At 60.9% G+C, this 17943-nt stretch carries 15 protein-coding genes; 9 read left to right on the top strand and 6 right to left on the bottom strand.

Annotated elements, in window-relative coordinates; all coding sequences use genetic code 11:
- Positions 1-111: 111 nt before the first annotated feature.
- Positions 112-1452, top strand: coding sequence for an IS1380 family transposase (locus DDF70_RS17285; protein WP_114946107.1), 1341 nt, complete (start codon positions 112-114; stop codon positions 1450-1452).
- A 670-nt stretch (positions 1453-2122) separates the two neighbouring features.
- Here DDF70_RS17285 and selD read toward each other — a convergent pair.
- Positions 2123-3169 carry a selenide, water dikinase SelD gene (gene selD, locus DDF70_RS17280; protein WP_114946100.1) on the bottom strand — a complete coding sequence of 349 codons (1047 nt, stop codon included), beginning with the start codon at positions 3167-3169 and terminating at the stop codon, positions 2123-2125.
- 193 nt (positions 3170-3362) lie between these two features.
- Here selD and fdhD point away from each other — a divergent pair, with 193 nt between their 5' ends.
- Complete coding sequence (gene fdhD, locus DDF70_RS17275) at positions 3363-4241, top strand: formate dehydrogenase accessory sulfurtransferase FdhD (RefSeq protein ID WP_114946099.1); 879 nt, start codon at positions 3363-3365, stop codon at positions 4239-4241.
- A gap of 173 nt (positions 4242-4414) precedes the next feature.
- Here the strand turns inward: fdhD and DDF70_RS17270 are convergent, their stop codons facing one another.
- The gene (locus DDF70_RS17270) at positions 4415-5152 is read right to left on the bottom strand and encodes a response regulator (protein WP_114946098.1); all 738 of its coding nucleotides are present in this window, start codon (positions 5150-5152) and stop codon (positions 4415-4417) included.
- 365 nt (positions 5153-5517) lie between these two features.
- On the opposite strand from DDF70_RS17270, the gene DDF70_RS17265 reads away from it, so the two are divergent.
- The 4 genes from DDF70_RS17265 (at position 5518) to DDF70_RS17245 (ending at position 10335) form a co-directional block, all read left to right on the top strand.
- On the top strand, positions 5518-6189 hold the full coding sequence (locus tag DDF70_RS17265) for a helix-turn-helix domain-containing protein (RefSeq protein WP_162820461.1): 672 nt from the start codon (positions 5518-5520) through the stop codon (positions 6187-6189).
- A 268-nt stretch (positions 6190-6457) separates the two neighbouring features.
- Entirely contained in the window at positions 6458-9172 is a 2715-nt protein-coding gene (locus DDF70_RS38075) for a hybrid sensor histidine kinase/response regulator (RefSeq protein WP_425374085.1), read from the top strand.
- A gap of 150 nt (positions 9173-9322) precedes the next feature.
- The gene (locus DDF70_RS17255) at positions 9323-9529 is read left to right on the top strand and encodes a hypothetical protein (protein WP_114946095.1); all 207 of its coding nucleotides are present in this window, start codon (positions 9323-9325) and stop codon (positions 9527-9529) included.
- Between the two features lie 590 nt (positions 9530-10119).
- Positions 10120-10335 (top strand): hypothetical protein, encoded by a 216-nt coding sequence (locus tag DDF70_RS17245; protein WP_114946093.1) that lies wholly within the window; start codon positions 10120-10122, stop codon positions 10333-10335.
- A gap of 30 nt (positions 10336-10365) precedes the next feature.
- Here DDF70_RS17245 and DDF70_RS17240 read toward each other — a convergent pair whose 3' ends face one another.
- Both DDF70_RS17240 and cax read right to left on the bottom strand, forming a co-directional pair.
- Complete coding sequence (locus DDF70_RS17240; RefSeq protein WP_162820460.1) at positions 10366-10590, bottom strand: DUF6894 family protein; 225 nt, start codon at positions 10588-10590, stop codon at positions 10366-10368.
- Between the two features lie 683 nt (positions 10591-11273).
- Complete coding sequence (cax, locus tag DDF70_RS17235) at positions 11274-12407, bottom strand: calcium/proton exchanger (protein WP_114946091.1); 1134 nt, start codon at positions 12405-12407, stop codon at positions 11274-11276.
- Positions 12408-13088: 681 nt separating this feature from the next.
- Here cax and DDF70_RS17230 point away from each other — a divergent pair.
- Positions 13089-13439, top strand: coding sequence for a hypothetical protein (locus DDF70_RS17230; RefSeq protein ID WP_245435525.1), 351 nt, complete (start codon positions 13089-13091; stop codon positions 13437-13439).
- Positions 13440-13632: 193 nt separating this feature from the next.
- Here DDF70_RS17230 and DDF70_RS17225 read toward each other — a convergent pair whose 3' ends face one another.
- Positions 13633-14340, bottom strand: a complete 708-nt coding sequence (locus DDF70_RS17225; protein WP_245435531.1) for an extensin-like domain-containing protein — start codon at positions 14338-14340, stop codon at positions 13633-13635.
- Between the two features lie 281 nt (positions 14341-14621).
- On the opposite strand from DDF70_RS17225, the gene DDF70_RS17220 reads away from it, so the two are divergent.
- On the top strand, positions 14622-14900 hold the full coding sequence (locus DDF70_RS17220; protein ID WP_114946088.1) for an EcsC family protein: 279 nt from the start codon (positions 14622-14624) through the stop codon (positions 14898-14900).
- A 19-nt stretch (positions 14901-14919) separates the two neighbouring features.
- Here DDF70_RS17220 and DDF70_RS17215 read toward each other — a convergent pair whose 3' ends face one another.
- Entirely contained in the window at positions 14920-15861 is a 942-nt protein-coding gene (locus tag DDF70_RS17215) for an ArsR/SmtB family transcription factor (protein ID WP_114946087.1), read from the bottom strand.
- Positions 15862-16018: 157 nt separating this feature from the next.
- Here DDF70_RS17215 and DDF70_RS17210 point away from each other — a divergent pair, with 157 nt between their 5' ends.
- Positions 16019-17911, top strand: coding sequence for an ABC transporter substrate-binding protein (locus tag DDF70_RS17210; RefSeq protein ID WP_114946086.1), 1893 nt, complete (start codon positions 16019-16021; stop codon positions 17909-17911).
- Positions 17912-17943: the final 32 nt, after the last annotated feature.

Below are 17943 nucleotides of genomic sequence, written 5' to 3'. Positions count from 1 at the left end.
CTAGCCCGGAAAATTCATGGAGGGTTGGCGGGTGTAGCTCAAGCCCCTGAGATGACTTAGGATTTGGTTGTCGAAGCCGATCCGCGTCATTTCTGGGAGAACCCACCCGCCATGAACCACTCTACGCTTCCACTACCGGGCCTGTCACCTGTTACCGGCAAAACCGTACTGGCTCGGTTCGACGGCGGCCTGCTGTCCTCCGACGCCGGAGTTCTCGCCCTGCGCGAGGTGGAGAAGCGTTTGGGTGTCGCCGAGCGGCTCGCCGCGTGCATCGATGACCCACGCTCTCAGGATCAGGTCATTCATCGCCTGGCCGATCTGATCCGCTTCCGGCTGTTGATGATCGCTGCCGGTTATGAGGATTGCAACGACGCCATCAGCCTGCGCTCCGACCCGATCTTCAAGATGGCGCAGGACGTGCTGCCATCGGATCGCCATCTCGCCTCACAGCCGACGCTCTCGCGCCTGGAGAATATGCCCGATGCGCGGTCGCTGCTGCGTATGGGACGCACGATGATCGATCTGTACTGCGCTTCGTTCGGACAGGTGCCGAAGCAGATCGTGCTCGACCTCGACGACACTTTCGATGCCGTTCACGGCGACCAGCAGCTGCGGCTGTTCAATGCCCATTACGACGAATACGGCTTTCAGCCCATAGTCGTGTTCGACGGTGAGGGCCGCTTCATCACGGCCGTGCTGCGGCCGGCCCGTCGGCCCAAGGGCAGCGAGATCCGGGCTCATCTGCGCCGGCTCATCCGGGCGATCCGAACCCACTGGCCCACCACCCGCATCCTGATCCGGGCTGACAGCCATTACTGCGGTCCGCTGGTGATCGATTGGTGCCGAGCCAACGGCGTTGACTTCATCCTCGGAGTGGCCTCAACCTCGACCCTGCGCCGGCACGTTGCGGGTCTGGAGGCGAGCGCCAAGGCGCGCTTTGCCGCGGCTCCTCGGAAAGGCAAGGTGCGGCGCTTCACGGAGTTCTTCGACGGTGCTGCAAGCTGGAGCCGGGTCGAGCGCATCATCGCTCGTGTCGAAGCGGGCGCGCAGGGCAGCGACACGCGGTTCATCGTCACCAATCTCACTGGCGGCAAAGCCAGAACGCTCTATGAGCGGATCTACTGTCGGCGCGGCACGGCGGAAAACCACATCAAGGCCTGGAAAGCCCACCTGGCGGCCGACCGCACGTCCTGCTCCCGAGCGACGGCGAACCAATTCCGGCTGTTCCTGCATGCCGGCGCCTATTGGCTGATGTGGGTCCTGCGGGCGAGGATGCCGAAGCGCTCGCTCTGGCGCATCGCGCAATTCGACACCTTGCGGCTGCGCCTGATCAAGATCGCCGCCCGGGTGGTTGAACGGAAGACCCAGATCCAGCTGCACTTGCCGAGCGCCTGTCCTGACCAGACGATCCTGCGCGTGGTTCTCGGCCGTCTGCCGCGCCTCGTCACCTGATCAATGGGGCGCACACGCCCCTGACCCGAGCCCTGTCCCGTCCACCTGCAAACCCGCCGCTCTCATCCGCCAAGCCGAATCCTTGGAGGTGGTGAAGACATGCCTGAAAGCCCGTCAAAGCTACCAGTAAGGCTCGCAAAGCCAACCTCAGAAGGGTCGCCGTGAATTAATCGGGCTAGGTGGGTTCGACTCCCACTCTCTTCCGCCATCGTCACCCATCGGCCTGACGCACGGACGGAATTAGCGTTCGTCCGCCTGTGCCGCGATCAATGGGATGGGTTGCACCCACGGGACGACCCGGCCGGAGCCGCGGCAGCGTTTTTCATGGGATCAAGGCCACTTGCTGTCGCGGGATGATCCGACGGCGATTCCGGGGTGGGTCCTTTGGGAGTCGTACCGATATAGGAGCCGCCAAGGCCGCCGGTCCAACCGGACGATCCTGCCGTTCCCGGCGAAGTGCCGGCGGCTTGATTGTTCTGATCGGGCGCCGTCGCGGCCGTGGTCGCAGGCTCTTCCGGGCAGGGATTCAGTCCCGCAGTCTGCGCCCAACACGGTGTCGATAAGCCGACAGCCGCAACGAGAAGGATCAGGGGGGCACGCATGGCGTCCGGCTCCTCTTGGCTAAGCTCTCGGAGCAACGTGGCGGAGCGCGGTGAGTTCCGGAGGTTCCCTAGACCACTTTGACCTGCGGCGATCCCGCCTCCGCTCGGCCGATGATCCGCGCCGATGGATAGCCGGCCTCGACGATGCGCCCGAGAATCTGCTCTGCCCGCCCCGGCGCGCAGGCGACGAGGAGCCCGCCAGAGGTCTGGGGATCCGTGAGCAATTGCCTCTGCCATGGCTCGAGGCCGTCGGGCAGCAGGATGCCGTCCGCGTAGCTGTCCCAATTGCGTGTCGAGGCGCCTGTCACATAGCCTGTCCGGGCAAGCGATTGGGCTTCCCGAAGCAAGGGCAGGCGGGCATGGTCGATGCTCAGGGTCAGGCCGGACCCGCGAGCCATTTCGAGGCCGTGCCCGAGAACACCGAAGCCGGTCACATCCGTGATGGCATGGACGTCGGGGTCCCGGGCGAGCTCGGCGCCGATCCTGTTGAGCAGGGTGACCGAGCTTATCATTTCCGCGTAGGCTTCCGGGGCAAGCGCATCCTTCTTGAAGGCCGCCGAATAGATGCCGACGCCCAGGGCCTTCGTCAGGATCAGTGCGTCCCCGGCTTGCGCTCCGCTGTTGCGGCGGATCTCGCCGGGTTTCGCCGTTCCGATCACCGCAAGGCCGTATACGGGCTCGGGGCAGTCGATGGAGTGCCCGCCTGCCACCGGGATGCCCGCTTCGGCGCAGATCGCGGCGCCGCCCCTCAGGATCTCCCGAACGGTCGCAGGGCCAATCTTGCCCAGCGGCATGCCGAGGATCGCCAGCGCCATGATCGGGCGCCCGCCCATGGCATAGACGTCCGAAATAGCGTTGGTTGCCGCGATGCGTCCGAAATCGAACGGATCATCCACCATCGGCATGAAGAAATCCGTGGTGGCGATGATGCAGGTCTCGTCATCCAGTTGCCAGACGGCTGCATCATCCGCCGTTTCAGTGCCGACGAGAAGCTGCCGGAACGGCCCGACCGCCGGCTGCTCGGAGAGAAGTTGCTGGAGGACGGACGGTGCCAGTTTGCATCCGCAGCCGCCACCATGGGACAAATGACTGAGCCGAACGTTTTGCGTATCCATGAGCGTCCTCCTCTCATTTTCAAAGCATGGTTTCAGGTCGGGGCGCGTAAGGCAACCACGCTGATCTTCAGGGCGTTACCCTGGCAGTCAAGCTCTGAGGGCGGGGCCAGGATCTTGCGTTTCGATGCGCGGAATGCCCCTATGGAGAGGCTGCCGATGAATTACCATGAATGCGCTTGGAGCAGGGGAGCCTATGACGCCGGTTAAGGATGCCAGGCAGGAGCATGAGGATCCCACGAACCCTACTGCTCTGGAGGCACCGATCACGGTTATTCCTTTCGATGGGACTGGGGTGTTGCGAGGAACGCGGGCGATCCCGTCGGAGGTGCCGGTCAATCTTGTCTATGGCGGAATTCCATTCGCCGTCATGATGACGACACCCTCCTACCTGGACGATTTCGCTTTAGGCTTCAGCCTGACCGAGGGTGTCATCAGGCATTCGCAGGATATTCGTGGCATTCATGTCGAACAGGATGAGCGCGGCCTTCGTCTCGCCATCGATCTGGTTCCGGACAGGCTGCACGAACATCTGGCACGAAAGCGCGCCCTGTCGGGACGAACGGGCTGCGGATTGTGCGGCATCGATGACCTGAAGGCCCTGCCTCAGGCCCGGGCACCCGAAGGACGAGCGCCGGTCATCGCCATATCGGCCATTCATTCGGCTCTCCTCGATCTCGATCGTCAGCAGGCTCTCAACGAGTTGACCCATGCCGTCCATGCCGCCGCCTGGGCCGATCTCGATGGAACCATCCGCTTCGTGCGCGAGGATGTCGGCCGTCATAATGCTCTCGACAAACTCATCGGGGCGGCATGCCGGGCGGGTACGAAACCGGAAAGCGGTTTCGTCGTCGTCACGAGCCGCTGTTCCTTCGAGCTGGTGGAGAAGGTTGCCGCCTTCGGGGCGAGAACCCTCGTTTCGATCTCGGCGCCCACCTCGCTCGCCTTGGAGCGAGCACGGCATCTCGACATCACACTCATCGGTATCGCCCGCCGCGACACCATGACGGTCTTCCATGGGATCGATCGAATCAAAGCCCCGGATGCGAAATCGGCTTCACGTTCGGGGCTTTAAACTTTCGCTCCATTGCATCTTTCCACGCAAAACCGGTTCCCACTTTTGCGTTCGGTGCCTTAGAGCCTCGGACCCAAAAGTGGACACCACTTTTGGGATTCATCCGATGCTCCTTCTCTTGACTGGCGCATCGGATGAGGCGGAAAACCGGGTCCACTTTTCCGCCCGATGCGCTAGTGAACGTGTCCCGTGAACACGTATCCAACGCCTCGCACCGATTTCACGAGCATGGGGTGCTTCGGATCGGGCTCGATCTTGCGCCGAAGACGCGCCACCTGGGCGTCGATCGAGCGATCGATGGCCTCCCAGTGTCGGCCACGCGTCAGGTCCATCAGCTGGTCGCGATTAAGCACTCGGCCCGGATGGCGGGCCAACGTCGCCAAAAGCTCGAATTCTCCCGTGGTCAGCGCGATCTCGGAGCCGTCCGGCGCCTTCAGCTCCCGCCGTCCGAGATCGAGCCTCCATCCGTCGAACCGGATGATGTCGCCGGCATCCGGAGGCGCTGTAGAGCTTGATTCCACCGGCAAGGCAGGATGGGTGCGGCGTAGGACGCTCCTGATCCGGGCCAGGACCTCGCGTAGGTGAAACGGCTTGGCGATGTAGTCGTCGGCTCCCACCTCGAGACCCACCACCATGTCGACCATGTCGGACCTTCCGGTCAGCATGATGATACCGGTCTTGTCCGTACGCGGCCGCGCTCGGACCTCCCGGGCAAGCTGAAAGCCGTCCTCGCCGGGTAGGACCAGATCCAGGAGCACCAGATCGATCTTCGCACGGATCAGGCATTCCCGCATGGCCTCGCCGTTGGCGGCGGCGCTGACCTGAAAACCTTCATCGGTCAGATAGCGGGTGAGCATCTGACGGATTTTGGCATCGTCATCTACGATGAGGATATGCGGCGCCTCTGTCATCTCGGGCTAAGGTCCATGAGTTCCGTCGCTCTTGACGTTGATGCTGCCACGTTACCGGACGGATTTGGAATATGGAAATCCTCCTGAATCACCACGGTCCAGCTGTAAGCTGTCTCCGAAGCATTCGTCCCACCTCCGAGAGCGACTGTGCCGGCCATTTGCAATCCCCTGTCAGAGGTTCTGTCACGAACCGTTACAGGGCGACATACAATCGCACGGGACAACGGCACAGGTGTGACATTCGCCTGCTGTAGTCACGACAGTCAGGATCGTGATCGGAGCATCCTATGTACTCCTCCCATCTCCTTCCCTCAGCTGGAAGCGCAACCCTACCGATATCCGGCATTTCATCGGAGGATTTGACCTTGGAGCATCTGTTTGCCGGCCAGCCCGCAGACAAGTTCGCCGCCGGGGAGGGAGTGTTCTGGGAGGGCGATATGGCGTCCGACATCTTTCAGATCGTCGAGGGCTGCCTGCGCCTGTACCGCCTCCTGCCCGACGGACGACGGGCGATCATGGGTTTCAGGTTTGCCGGCGAGACGCTCGGGCTCTCCTGCGAGGGAACATATTGCTACACGGCCGAAGCCGTTACGCCAGTGCGGCTGCGGCGGCTGAGCCGTGCCCGCCTGCGGGCGATGAGCGAGGAGGCCAGGCCTTTGCAGTCCCTGTTTCTCGCGAAGGTCTTTGAGGAGATCCGCGACGCCAGGCAGCATATCATCGTGCTGGGGCAATTGGGGGCCGAGGAGCGGGCGGCTCATTTCCTGGTGTCCGCAGCACTCCGGACGGGAGCCGACCAAAGGCGTCCGGTGACCATTGAGCTGCCCATGACGCGCCAGGACATCGCCGATTATCTCGGCCTGACCATTGAGACCGTCTGCCGAGTCCTGTCGAAGCTCAAGCGCGACGGATTGGTCGCCTTGGACGGACGCCACAGGATCATCCTGCTTCGGATGACGGATCTGCAACGTCTCGCCGGCGAGTTCGACGACGCCGAGCCGCAGGCTCCGGGCTGGACCCCGGCAAAGTGGCCGCATTGATTGTCGAGGAGGCGATGTCTTCCACATCTAAGGATGTGCATTTGGTGGGTGAGCATCAGGCCGGTCCCAAAAGCGCAAGTCCACATTTCCGCACGATGCTCTAGTCTGGAAGCCAGCCCGGAATGGGGCGGAGCAATCATATTCCGGACTGACGCGAAGTTGCCGACGATCGCCCGGGTCTGGCGGTAATTTCGCTTTTGGTCCGAAGAGTTCGGAACAGGGGCGGGGATCGGATCGCATGAGCCAGGGTGTCAAAGGGAGGTATCCATTGGGTTCTGCCGGAGGGACGAGCGATCTGGTCAACGGCCCCGATCACTCGCTCTTTCAGCTGGTGTTCGACCAAGCCGTGGTAGGCATCGAGCTGGTGGATAGCGGCGGCCGCCTGCTCGACGTGAACGCCGCCGTGTGCACCCTGCTCGGCTATGCCAGAGATGAGCTGATCGGGCGCAGCTTCGAGGAGATCGTTCACCCAGAGGATCGGCCGCGGGTGTTGGCGCTCGCGGCCCGACTCATGGCACGCGAGATTCCCAGCTATCGGATCGAGAAGCGCTATCTGCGCAAGAACGGTACAACCGCCTGGGTTCGGGTGACCTCGTCCTTGGCCGCGGCCGATCCAGAGCGCCCTTACCGTCTTTCCATCGTCGAGGATATCGGTGAGCGCAAGCAGGCCGAAGAGGTGCAACGGGCAAGTGAGGCCCGGCTGCGCACCATCCTGGAGGCTATCCCCATCGGGGCGATCCTGTCGGACGCCGATGGTCGTGTGATCGAGGCCAACAAGGCCTATCTCGATCTGATCGGCCGCTCACTGACTGATCTCCGCGCAGGCCGGGTGCGCTGGGACGAGATCACGCCACCCGAATGGCTGGCCGCCGACGAGCGCGCCATCGCCGAGGCGCGGGCCCATGGCGTCTCCTCCATGTACGAAAAGGAATATCTCCGAAACGGCGAACGCATCCCGGTTCTCATGAAACTGGCTTCGGTCAACAATGGCCACACCTTCGCGGTGTTCGTGCTCGACCTGACGGAACGCAAGGCTTCCGAGGCGGCCCTGCAGGCGCGGACGACGGAGTGGGAGGCCCTGATCGAGACTGCCCCGGTGGCAGTCTGGTTTACCTACGATCCCGACCTGCGCGACGTAAGGGCCAATCGGCTTGCCTCCGAGCTGCCCGAACTGTCTCTCGTATTCGGGTCGTCGGATCCGCAATCCGGGCCATTGTCCCAACGCCGCATCTTCCGGAATGGCGCGGAGGTCACGCCGGATCAAGCGCCCCTTCGGCGGGCGATCCAAGGTGAGGAAGTGCGCAACGAGGAGTGGGGAAGCCGCTTCGAGGACGGTCGGCGCGTGGACCTGCTGTACAATGCCTCGCCACTGCGAGACCGCTCAGGCGCCGTAGTCGGAGCGATTGCCGCCGCCGTCGACATCACGGCCCGCAAGCACTCAGAAGCGATCTTACAGGAACGCGAGGCGCGACTTCATTCCATTCTGGAAACGGTGCCGGAGGCCCTGATCACGATCAGCGAAAAGGGAACCGTCGAGTCTTTCAGCCGCTCGGCGGCAATCCTGTTCGGGTATCTGCCCGACGAGGTGATCGGGCGAAACATCAGCATGTTGATGCCTTCGCCATATCGGGAGGCGCATGACGGCTACCTGGAACGTTACCTGCGGACGGGTGAGAAGCGCATCATCGGCATCGGTCGTGTTGTCAGCGGTCAGCGCAAGGACGGCAGCGTGTTTCCGATGGAACTCGCCGTAGGCGAAGTGAAGGTGGGTGGACAGCACATATTCACCGGCTTTATCCGTGATCTCACCACGACTCAGAAGGTCGAGCAGGAGCTGCGCCAAGCTCAGAAGATGGAGGCTGTCGGCCAACTGACCGGCGGCGTTGCGCACGACTTCAACAACCTGCTTACCGTTATTCTCGGCAATCTCGAAATGCTTGAGATGCGGCTGACGGACCATCGTGAACTGGAATTGGTGAGAGAGGCGCGAGAGACGGCTGAACATGGTGCCCAGCTGACCGAGAGACTGCTTGCCTTCGGGCGTCGGCAGCCGCTGCAGCCCACACTGACTGATGTCGGAGATCTCCTGGGCGAGATGACGCCCCTGTTGCGACGGACCTTGGGGGAGACGATCCAGGTAAGGAGCCGTTCGGACAGTGACCTCTGGCAGATCCTAGTCGATCCAAGCCAGCTGCAGAACGCGATCCTGAACCTGGCGATCAACGCACGCGATGCCATGCCGGCCGGCGGTCGGCTGACGATCATGGCCGAGAATGCGGAGCTCGAGCCGGACTACGCCCGGATGCATCCGGAAGTACGAGCTGGTCGCTACGTGCTGGTGGCCGTTACCGATACCGGCACCGGCATGCCCAGGGAGATACAGGAGCGCGCGTTCGAGCCGTTCTTCACCACGAAGGAAGTGGGGGCCGGAAGCGGGCTTGGCCTGTCGATGGTCTATGGCTTCGTCAAGCAGTCGGGTGGCCATGTGATGATCTACAGCGAACCCGGTCATGGGACGACGATCAGGATGTATCTGCCACGTGTCGCGATTCTGGATGAGGTCGTGGAGGCGCCCGCACCCGTGATATCCGTGGAAGCCCTGCATGGACAGAATGAGACCGTGCTTTTGGTCGAAGACGAGCCGCGGGTACGACGGATGACGGCGGCCCGTCTGCAGGATCTCGGGTACCGCGTCCTGGATGCGGCCAGCGGCCCCGCGGCGCTGGCAATGCTTGACCTCCATCCGGAGATCGACCTGCTGTTTACCGACATGGTGATGCCCGGCGGCATGACCGGAAACGATCTGGCCGAGGCCGTCCATGTCAGACGACCCGAGATCAAGGTGCTGTTCACGTCAGGCTATGCCGAGCTGGATCTGGTCCGGCGCGGCCAGGCTACCGAGGCGCGTTGGCTCAAGAAGCCCTACAGCACATTGGAACTGGCGCGAACACTTCGAGAGATCCTCGAGACCCGAGGACCATAGTCCAGGCTTTGTGGTAATCTAAGCTGGAGGGCAAGCCACGCCTGCGGGGCGATTACAAACCGTTACAAAGCGACACACGATTTCACGGCTGCGTGGTTCGGACGTAACAGGAGCAGGATTTTATGGTCCTGATCACGATGGGAGACAGTCATGAATGTCGCTCGTCCTATCTCCTTCCTTAGTGCCGGAGCACGCGCCGCCCTGGCGCTGACGGCCCTCATCGGGGCCGCAGATTTCGCGACCGGACTGGCCTTCAGTCGGAGCGCGATTCAAATGCGGGTGGACGGCGTCATGCGTCATGCCCCGGCTCTGACTTCGCCCGATGGAGGGGATGAAGCAACCGCTCCGCTTCATTGATCGCCTCGCCGATTTTCACCTCTACTGAATGGGGCCCGGCATGCCCGTTTTTGATGAATCCGCACTCAACGACAATGATGAGACTTTGGCATACCTGGGTAGCATCCTGTCTGAGTCTGAGGGCAGTACGCGAGCGCAGCGCAGCCGTCATGGCCTGGTCGAAGTCACGTCCCTGGTCCTGCCTCGGTACAGGCACGTCGTCTGCATTCCCCTGATTGTTGGCGTTGCCGTCTCGATCACCATTCCGAGCCTGTAGCCGCTCTCTGTTTCAGGGGAGAAGCCTTCATGGTTGCCTCAGCCGTTATGATCCTTCCGCTCCTGCTCGCGGTTGTTCTATCCGTGCTCGCGCTCGCCCGAAGCGAGGATGCGCGGGTACGAGTTCCAACGGCACGGCGTCGGCACCTTTAGCTCGGCGGAGACACGCTCTCATGGCACAACGCGTGTAGGAGCCTCTCATCCGCTGAGTCGGCCTTTCGGATTAAACCTATAGGGACAATTTGGCGCCTGTCCTCGCGTGTTAACATGAGTTAAAAATGTGAGTGTTGAACCAGAACGGTCTGCCACCCTCACACTGGTGGTAGAGGGGCGCCATGGACACTCCGCTTACCAGCCATCCGGTTTATCGCGCCTATGTGATCGATCCCAGGGGCGGGATCCTCATAGCTCATGCCCTGATCTGCCAAACCGACGAGGAGGCGATCAGCAAGGCTAAGGAATACGCCAATGGCAACGCTGTAGAGTTATGGGACAGAGGGCGCAAGATCGCGTTCATTCCATTAGGCGGCGCACCCTGTGTCGTCTTTTAACAGTGCTCATCGGCATTATCGGTTCAATTTTCATGCCTGCGGCTCGGATGGCTGAAACGCCACCTTGAAGACAAGACAACCATCCATCCCACTCACGGCGACAAAGCTGTTTATCGGGTCGCGGCAACGGTCCGCGAGAAGCAGGGTAAGATGGCCGGCATGTGCCCGCGCGGCACTTTCATCCGGGAAAATCTGTCCCCGTCCATCCACTGTCGGCTGGCCATTCAGGACGATATTGAAGAAGTATTTGGGCATAGATTCCATCTTCCCAACACCACCTCATACTCACCTACCTGATCGCGGTGCCGATGGCCTTGCCATTTGTCAATCTGCCGGGCGTCTCGTTTGGACGTGAAATCAGCAGCTTCCGAGTAGGGCCTTCGCTCTCATGCGCCTTGATAAAGTGCAACATCAACCGCTCTGACATGGAACAATGTCAGAAGCGGGAAGTGAGAAAGACATGACGATTTCCATCATCCGGCGCGTCAGACGGAAAGGCAGATTCAAGAGGTCTCGGCCGAAGTGTTGCGACCAGCGGACCCATGTAGTTCACCGCCATCCACGCGTCTTGCAAGGCGGTAGGTACGGGTAATGAATGTATCTTTTGCCGCCAAGTTAGCGCTCCATCGAGCCAACGTTGCACGGCAGCGACTAGCCCCTTCCGCACTCGTCGCTATATTCAGGACCGTCCATGCTCATGGCGAGTGCCTCAGAACAAGTCTCCGCATTGCGGCTCCTGGGACCGAACTTTTCTGAGTGCTGCCGTTGAACACCCATTCTCGTCAGCGTCTCCGTGACCCGGGTGGTATGCCGCCAGGGGTTCAACTCTTATGCGACGTTGGATTCGGCCACTGAACAGAGACAGTTTTCCAAAATGCTCGGCTAACAGATAGTAGATCATGACTCTGTGCTTGAGACGCCGCAACAGGGTCGAGCTTCTACGACGTAGCGGTCGGGATCAGGTAGAGGACGGCAGCAATGATAAGGTAGAGAGCCAATAGTTGGGCGCCCTTGAACCAGTTGGATTGGCCCGCCGTCACAACCGTTGCCCCAAGGAGCACAGCCCCGAACAGCATCCACATCTCTGCTTGCGAGAACACCAGTCGGAATTGCGGCTGCCCCATAGCCGGCGCGAGCAGCACCAGGACCGGCGCCACGAACAACGCAATCTGCACGCAACTTCCCAGGGCAATACCGACGCTGAGATCGGGACGGTTCATTCGACCCATGGCAATGGCCGATCCGGACTCGGCCGCGCCGCCGACGAGCGCGAGCACGATCACACCTATGAACATCTGCGACATGCCCAGCGAATGGCCGGCCTGCTCTGCCGCCCCTACGAGGATCTCACTCATCCATGCTGCGCCAATGGACGCGAGCAGGAGCATCGCGATACCCCATGCGAGGCTGGGATTATCGTGAGTTTCGTCGGCCGTGGCGGGGGTGGCCAGTTCGGCGAAGGTCTCCGGGTGGGTTCTCAGGGAGTAGATCAGGAAGAGCCCGTAGAGGCCCAGCAGCACGACGGCTACGACGATGTCCAGAGTAGCATGCACACCAAGGTGGGGCTCAGTTTCAAGGACACGGTGGAAAGCGCTCGGGAGTGCCAGGCTGATCCAGGCCAGAACCATGGTCGACGAGTAGGTTCGCACCGCATCGGGATTGTATTTCTGACTATGATGGCGCAGGCCGCCGAGCAGGAAGGACAAGCCGAGAGCGACCAGGAGGTTGGCAAGTAGCGCACCCACAATGGAGGCGCGCACCATCTCAAGTAGGCCGGCCCGCAGGGCAACCATGGCGATAATCAATTCCGGAAGATTGCCGAAGGTGGCATTGAGCAGGCCTCCAATCGTTGCGCCGGTGTGGGCGGCGACCTGCTCGGTTCCCTGGACGATGAGCTTGGCGAACGGCACGACGGCCAGGGCGGCACAGAAGAAGACTATTCCGGCCGGAACTCTACCGGCATGATCGAGGATGGCGGCGATGGGCGCGAGGACCAAGAGCCACAAGAGCGACGGCCTGAGCAACGATGCCTCGGACATCGCGTGTGCGTCAGGATAGGGTTTGTCCGTCATGGTCTCATCCTGTTCTCTTCCATGCGCTGGTCGGGCCACTTCGGTTCATCTTGTATATGTGCCCATCTCGCCCGAGCCGACCATCCCGTGTCATGGAGCACGCAAAAGCTCCTATCGCGCACATAGCGATAATCGGTCCGATCCGGTGCGAGCGGGCGGCTGCGAGGTCAAGATCCTCTTGGTCTGGGAGCAGATCATGTCGAGAGTCGCCGAGCCAATTCTGCGATGGCGCCTGTTTCGAAGCCCGCAACCGCGGCGGACATCAGTCGTGGCTCCATACTTCGCTGCCTTTCCAGGGAAGCCTAGCTCAGCCGAAACATGGCGCTTGATCGGTCGCGACAATCTTTTGACAGTTTAGGCCGCCACATCATGGATGACCGGCGCGCCGGTCCCCGCCAAGCGACGTCGAAGCGGTCGACGAGATCTTTGGTCCCGGTTATCGCCGCAGCATTCGGCAAGGCAAGGGCCACTCGACAGCGGAACCACCTGATGGCCCAAAATGTCAAGTGATTGTCCCCTTCCGTCAAGCATGGTGCCGCAACCTGTCTACATTGTTACCCTGGCGGACAGCAGAGGTCGACGGTTCAGCTGTTGGGGAAGGTTGCGATGAGGAGTGCAGGCTTAACGGTGTCCATCGGGCTCGGGCTGGGATTGACCGTTTCAAACTTGGATGCGAGTGCGATGGCACAGGGTGCACCCTCCGGCTTTAACGGCGCTTGGCTGTCGGGCAGCTCAGATTGTGCGGACGTTTACTCATCAGCGGGCAAAGGGGTCTCGTTCAAAAAGCCGGTCGATATTTTCGCACCCGCTTTCATCATCTCCGGAAGCCGCCTGAGAACTCCCCAGGCGTCGTGCCGCATCAAATCGGCCCGGCCGACTGGAGATCGGCAGCTTCTCGTCCTTGACTGCGCCAACGCCGTGGCCGGTAGTGAGGTGAGGGTTCTTGTGGCAGCGCAGCCGGATGGCTCGCTCCGACGCTACTTCAACGAGCAGGACACGACCGGCACCGAATACAAGAAGTGCTCCCGGTGATGCTCGCGGAAATGACACTGGCTGCTGAGCCTCGTACTCCCAGTGCGGTTTCGAAATTCCGTCCTAAATTGCCAATACACTGTCCCAAGCGATCAATCTATTGCGTGTGACCACAGTTAAAGCGATGACATCCGCCCGCCGTTGTCCCAAGTTGTAATGGATCCTGAGGCGACGGCTTGAGATAGATCGCCCGCTACTGACAGATGCGGTAACGGTCGCTGGATCCGTGCTGCTCGATGTCAACGTGGAGGTGATCATGATGCGCCTCGTCCGAACCAGGACCGAGGATGGTCGAGAACCAGCCGCAGGCCGCCGTTCGGAGAGCTGCGAGCGCTGGGTCCGGCGCGGTGTCGTTTTCAAGCTTGATCCGCAGGGTCGCTCCATTGGCGAGCTCGAACCCCGCGATGTCGATCGCGAGCCCTTGCGCATGGGCTGAGAGCTTACCCGCTGCTGCCCGGTTCCGGTTGCGGCACTCGAAGCCCGGGCCGGTCTCGACGGCTTTCAGCACGCTTCCCTTGCTACCGGCAACGAGCGGAGCGACGAGATCGCCGATCCAGTGTCCGAGCGGCCCGGCGAAGCGGCAGGCGAGGATGGGTTGATTGGACAGCCGGACAACCGTCTCAGGCTTCGTCGGAACCGGCACAGACTTGAGCCGCACTGGCGTTTCAACTCGGCAGAGCTCGTTCGAAACCTGGGGCGGCTCCGCAGACTCGATCTCAAACCCGGCCGCTTTTAGTCTTGCGAAGCAATCGTCGGCTGCCGAGCCAGCTGATGGCGTGTCTGCCGTCGACGCCGGCGGAGCCTCAGGCGGTTGGGCATCAGGTGCCGCCCGGGAGGGAGACTCGACGGGCCGTGGAGGCGGCAGAGGCGGTAGTGGCTGCGCCACAGCAACTTGGACCATCACGATTGAAACGGTGGCTGCAACGGATCTTATCAGCATCGGCTTCTCCGGCCCCTCGGACCAACGCCAAGCTGCACTGAAGGGTTGCGGGCTTTCGGAAGCGGTCTGGAATTGCAAATTAGCCTGCATGAGCCAGGAGTTTCGTCGCAACGACGCACGCCATTATCGGACGCACGCGCTGCAATGCCGGAGGTTGCCCTCTCGGATGAGGACCAAGAAGTCTTGCGGCGGGCTGTGCTCGCGCTTGGGGGCGGAGCTACGTGGCCCGCGCCCTTTAGTAGATGCCCGGGCGCGTCGTCGTCGACGAGAGCACCTCGACCATCATGCGTCTGTCGGCTCAGATCGGATCCCGGTTTGGAGTTGTCGTCTCGCAGAAGGTCTCCGCCCAAGTGGTTCCGGTCCGTGGGGCGATGGGCGGCGCGGCAGTCGACGCCGTCTTCATCTACCACTTCCAGACGCTTGCCCTCGGGAACTTCACAATACGCCGTCTGGAGCGCACCTGCGTGCAGGAGATTGTCCAGCACGCCTACAACCTGATCCGTGAGAGCTTCCGACGCTAACCATCTGCATTCGAGAACTTCAATGCTCTCTCAGGTGGATGCGCATGATAATATCTTGATCGTAGTTTCCGAAGCCCCGGCCAAAGATATTGATACCGCCAGGGTGGCGGGCTGTTTCGTCGATCCCGATCCTTAGTCGAATTCCGTGGTGCTTATCGAGTTCGAGCCTATCCAGCGACACGTCGGATATTTGAACATCGTTTACCGATGTTCCGCTCCGTGTGATCCGCCAAGTCACCAGTTTGCCATACTGGGAGCCTTCCAGCTTCCACCACTGCGGCGTGTAGAGACCTCGCTTGTCGCCGAAGTCACTTGGCGAAATCCAGCTCCCTACTTTCACGTTGTTGATCCAGAGGCTGATCTCGGATGGCCAGTCAAGGCTCGTGCCCGGAACCTCGGACGACAGCTCCATGACAAATTCGAGCCTGTCGATCTTGGCGCCCAGGACCTTGCCGTTATTGGGGAACTTGTATTCGACAAAACCCCGCCGGAACCAGATCAAGGATGCGTTCATACGGTGAGGATCGAGGAAAAGGTCGGGCACATCGAGAACGCCCAGAACACTCTCCGTCGAACAGAGGCCGCAGGGGGCGCTCACATCGCAACTCGTGTAGAGGCCGATGGGCATGGATACCTCGATGTGATCCTTGCTCTTGAGCGGATCCTCATCATCGAATCGGATGATGATCTCGTCGTATCGGATCGAGCAGACCTTCTGCTGGCCCTTCGAGGCTTTGATGGTTTCCGTCTCGATGAGCCCGGCGCGCTCGAGCACCTGGATATGGGTTGCGATCGTGGATTGAGGCAGATCGAGCGCACCGCTGATCTCATTGACGTTTAGCGGTCCCCGCGCCCGCAGGAGCCTCAGGATCCGAATCCGGCCGGGCGACGCGATTCCCCGCAGCGTCTCAGAGCTCTCCTCCGGGATCAGGGTCAGGAACTTTCTTTTGAATGTCGACATGAGCCGCTCAACTGCAAGATTGCAGAGAGCGGAAAGCAATCTGCACCTCGCTTTATGTATCGAAAGTTTCGATATGTATCAATGCTACTGTTGACCGATCCTAAAATCTGAGGGCTAACTAAGAGAAAAGATAAAAATCAGCCAAGGAGGAGCGCCAATGCGAATTCTACGCCTGCTTACCGTTGCCACCGGTCTGGCCCTGGCAGCGACCACCGCGATGTCTCAAACCAATGTTCCGGGCGTACCACGGAACGAGACGATCATTCTCGAAAACCCGGAGGGCACGATCAAGAACCCTGGATGGTTCAATATCTGGACCATCAATGCCGGCGGTCAGTATACGGGCCTGCATCAGCTCGCGCTCGATACGCTCTGGTACATCGATCCGGAGCGTGGGCTCGACGGCGTCTGGGAAAACTCCCTGGCGGCGGAAAAACCAATCTACAACGCGGATTTCACTGAGATGACGGTGAAGTTGCGCCCTGGAATTTATTGGAGCGACGGCGTCGAGTTCACGCCCGACGATCTCATCTATACGGTCGAGACCCAGATCAAGAACCCGGGCATGCGCTGGAGTGCTCTGCTGGCGCTGAACGTCGAGAGTGTATCGTCGCCGGAGCCATGGACGGTCGTGTTCAAGCTGAAGAAGCCGAACTCGCGGTTCCACTCTCTCTTCACTGTGCGGTTCAACGCGATCTGGATGATGCCGAAGCATGTTTTCGAGAAAGCGGCGGATCCGCAGAGATTCGACTTCAACCCTCCGATTTCGCTTGGCGCCTACAAGCTTCACAGCTTCGATCCTGACGGAAAGTGGTATATCTGGCAGAAGCGCGACGATTGGCAGCGCACCACGCTTGGACGGTATGGTGAGCCGGGTCCCAAATATGCAGCCTATATCGATCCGGGTCCGCCGGATAAGCGCGTGATCGCGCAGCTCAACCACAACCTGGACGTCGTGCATGACATTGCCCCCGAGGGCATGTTCACCCTGACCAAGCAGTCGCCGAGCCTCAAGACTTGGTTCCCGAACTTCCCGTTCGCGCATCCCGATCCGACCCTGCCGTCTGTGATCTTCAACATGCAGAATCCTGCCTTCCAGAACCGCGATGTGCGGTGGGCGCTGGCTCTGCTGATCGATATCAAGGCCGTCTCGATGGCATCCTATCGCGGCGCCGCAACGCTCTCGCCGATCGGGATCCCGCCGACGGGAACTCATCCGGACGATTACCATATTCCGCTTCAGGAGTGGCTTGCTTCGTATGAGATCGACACTGGAAAGAGCAAGGTCAAGCCTTACGACCCGAATATCGGCAACCAGATTGCCGACATGCTGCGTCCCACGATGAAGGAGCAGATCCCGACGGATCCGGCGGAGATCAAAAAGGCATTCGGTTACGGCTGGTGGAAGCCCAATCCACAGGCGGCTGCGGAACTCCTTGAGAAGGCCGGCTACACGAAACGCGGCAATGCTTGGTACACGCCCGATGGCAAGCCGTTTTCCATCAAGCTCATGGTCGAGGGCGACAGCCGCCCGATCCTGACCCGGGCCGGCACCATGATCGTGCAGCAATGGCGCCAATTCGGCATCGATGCGAAGACGGAGGTCGCCCAGGGCACCACGATGCTGGATCGGCGCATAGCCGGCGACTTCGAGACGCTGATCTCCTGGAGCGTCGAGACTTACGGCGGCCATCCCGACCTGTCGTTCTTCCTCGACAGCTGGCACTCCCAGTTCGTCGCAGCCCCAGGCAAGACGCAATCTCCTCGCAATTGGCAGCGGTGGAGCAATCCGGAACTCGACAAGATCATCGAGGAGGTGCGCCGGATTTCCTTTGACGACAAACGCACGGTCGAACTCGGCCGCGATTACGCCAAGCTCATCGTTCGCGAGATGCCGATCATCCCGCTGATGGCATACAACGTCTTCACGGCCATGGATGAGACCTATTGGACAGGCTATCCGACGGCGGAAAATCCCTATGCCAATCCCGTGCCGAACTGGGGCAATTCCCGCTCGATGATGGTGAAGCTCAAGCCCAAGCAGCCATAGCGCACAGACAACTCCTTACTTTCCTCAGACAA

Source organism: Microvirga calopogonii (genome assembly GCF_003347665.1).
Lineage (GTDB): Bacteria > Pseudomonadota > Alphaproteobacteria > Rhizobiales > Beijerinckiaceae > Microvirga > Microvirga calopogonii.
Note: the sequence above shows the minus strand (reverse complement) of the source record. Positions and strands in the feature narration are given on the sequence as shown.

Excerpts from the sequence above, each read along its gene's own strand:
- DDF70_RS17285 (WP_114946107.1), top strand. The coding sequence starts at position 112 with ATGAACCACTCTACGCTTCCACTACCGGGCCTGTCACCTGTTACCGGC.
- DDF70_RS17245 (WP_114946093.1), top strand. The coding sequence starts at position 10,120 with ATGGACACTCCGCTTACCAGCCATCCGGTTTATCGCGCCTATGTGATC.
- selD (WP_114946100.1), bottom strand. The coding sequence starts at position 3,169 with ATGGATACGCAAAACGTTCGGCTCAGTCATTTGTCCCATGGTGGCGGC.
- fdhD (WP_114946099.1), top strand. The coding sequence starts at position 3,363 with ATGACGCCGGTTAAGGATGCCAGGCAGGAGCATGAGGATCCCACGAAC.
- DDF70_RS17215 (WP_114946087.1), bottom strand. The coding sequence starts at position 15,861 with ATGTCGACATTCAAAAGAAAGTTCCTGACCCTGATCCCGGAGGAGAGC.
- DDF70_RS17255 (WP_114946095.1), top strand. The coding sequence starts at position 9,323 with ATGAATGTCGCTCGTCCTATCTCCTTCCTTAGTGCCGGAGCACGCGCC.
- DDF70_RS17220 (WP_114946088.1), top strand. The coding sequence starts at position 14,622 with ATGCCCGGGCGCGTCGTCGTCGACGAGAGCACCTCGACCATCATGCGT.
- DDF70_RS17210 (WP_114946086.1), top strand. The coding sequence starts at position 16,019 with ATGCGAATTCTACGCCTGCTTACCGTTGCCACCGGTCTGGCCCTGGCA.
- DDF70_RS17225 (WP_245435531.1), bottom strand. The coding sequence starts at position 14,340 with ATGGTCCAAGTTGCTGTGGCGCAGCCACTACCGCCTCTGCCGCCTCCA.
- DDF70_RS17240 (WP_162820460.1), bottom strand. The coding sequence starts at position 10,590 with ATGCCCAAATACTTCTTCAATATCGTCCTGAATGGCCAGCCGACAGTG.
- DDF70_RS17230 (WP_245435525.1), top strand. The coding sequence starts at position 13,089 with ATGGCACAGGGTGCACCCTCCGGCTTTAACGGCGCTTGGCTGTCGGGC.
- cax (WP_114946091.1), bottom strand. The coding sequence starts at position 12,407 with ATGACGGACAAACCCTATCCTGACGCACACGCGATGTCCGAGGCATCG.
- DDF70_RS17270 (WP_114946098.1), bottom strand. The coding sequence starts at position 5,152 with ATGACAGAGGCGCCGCATATCCTCATCGTAGATGACGATGCCAAAATC.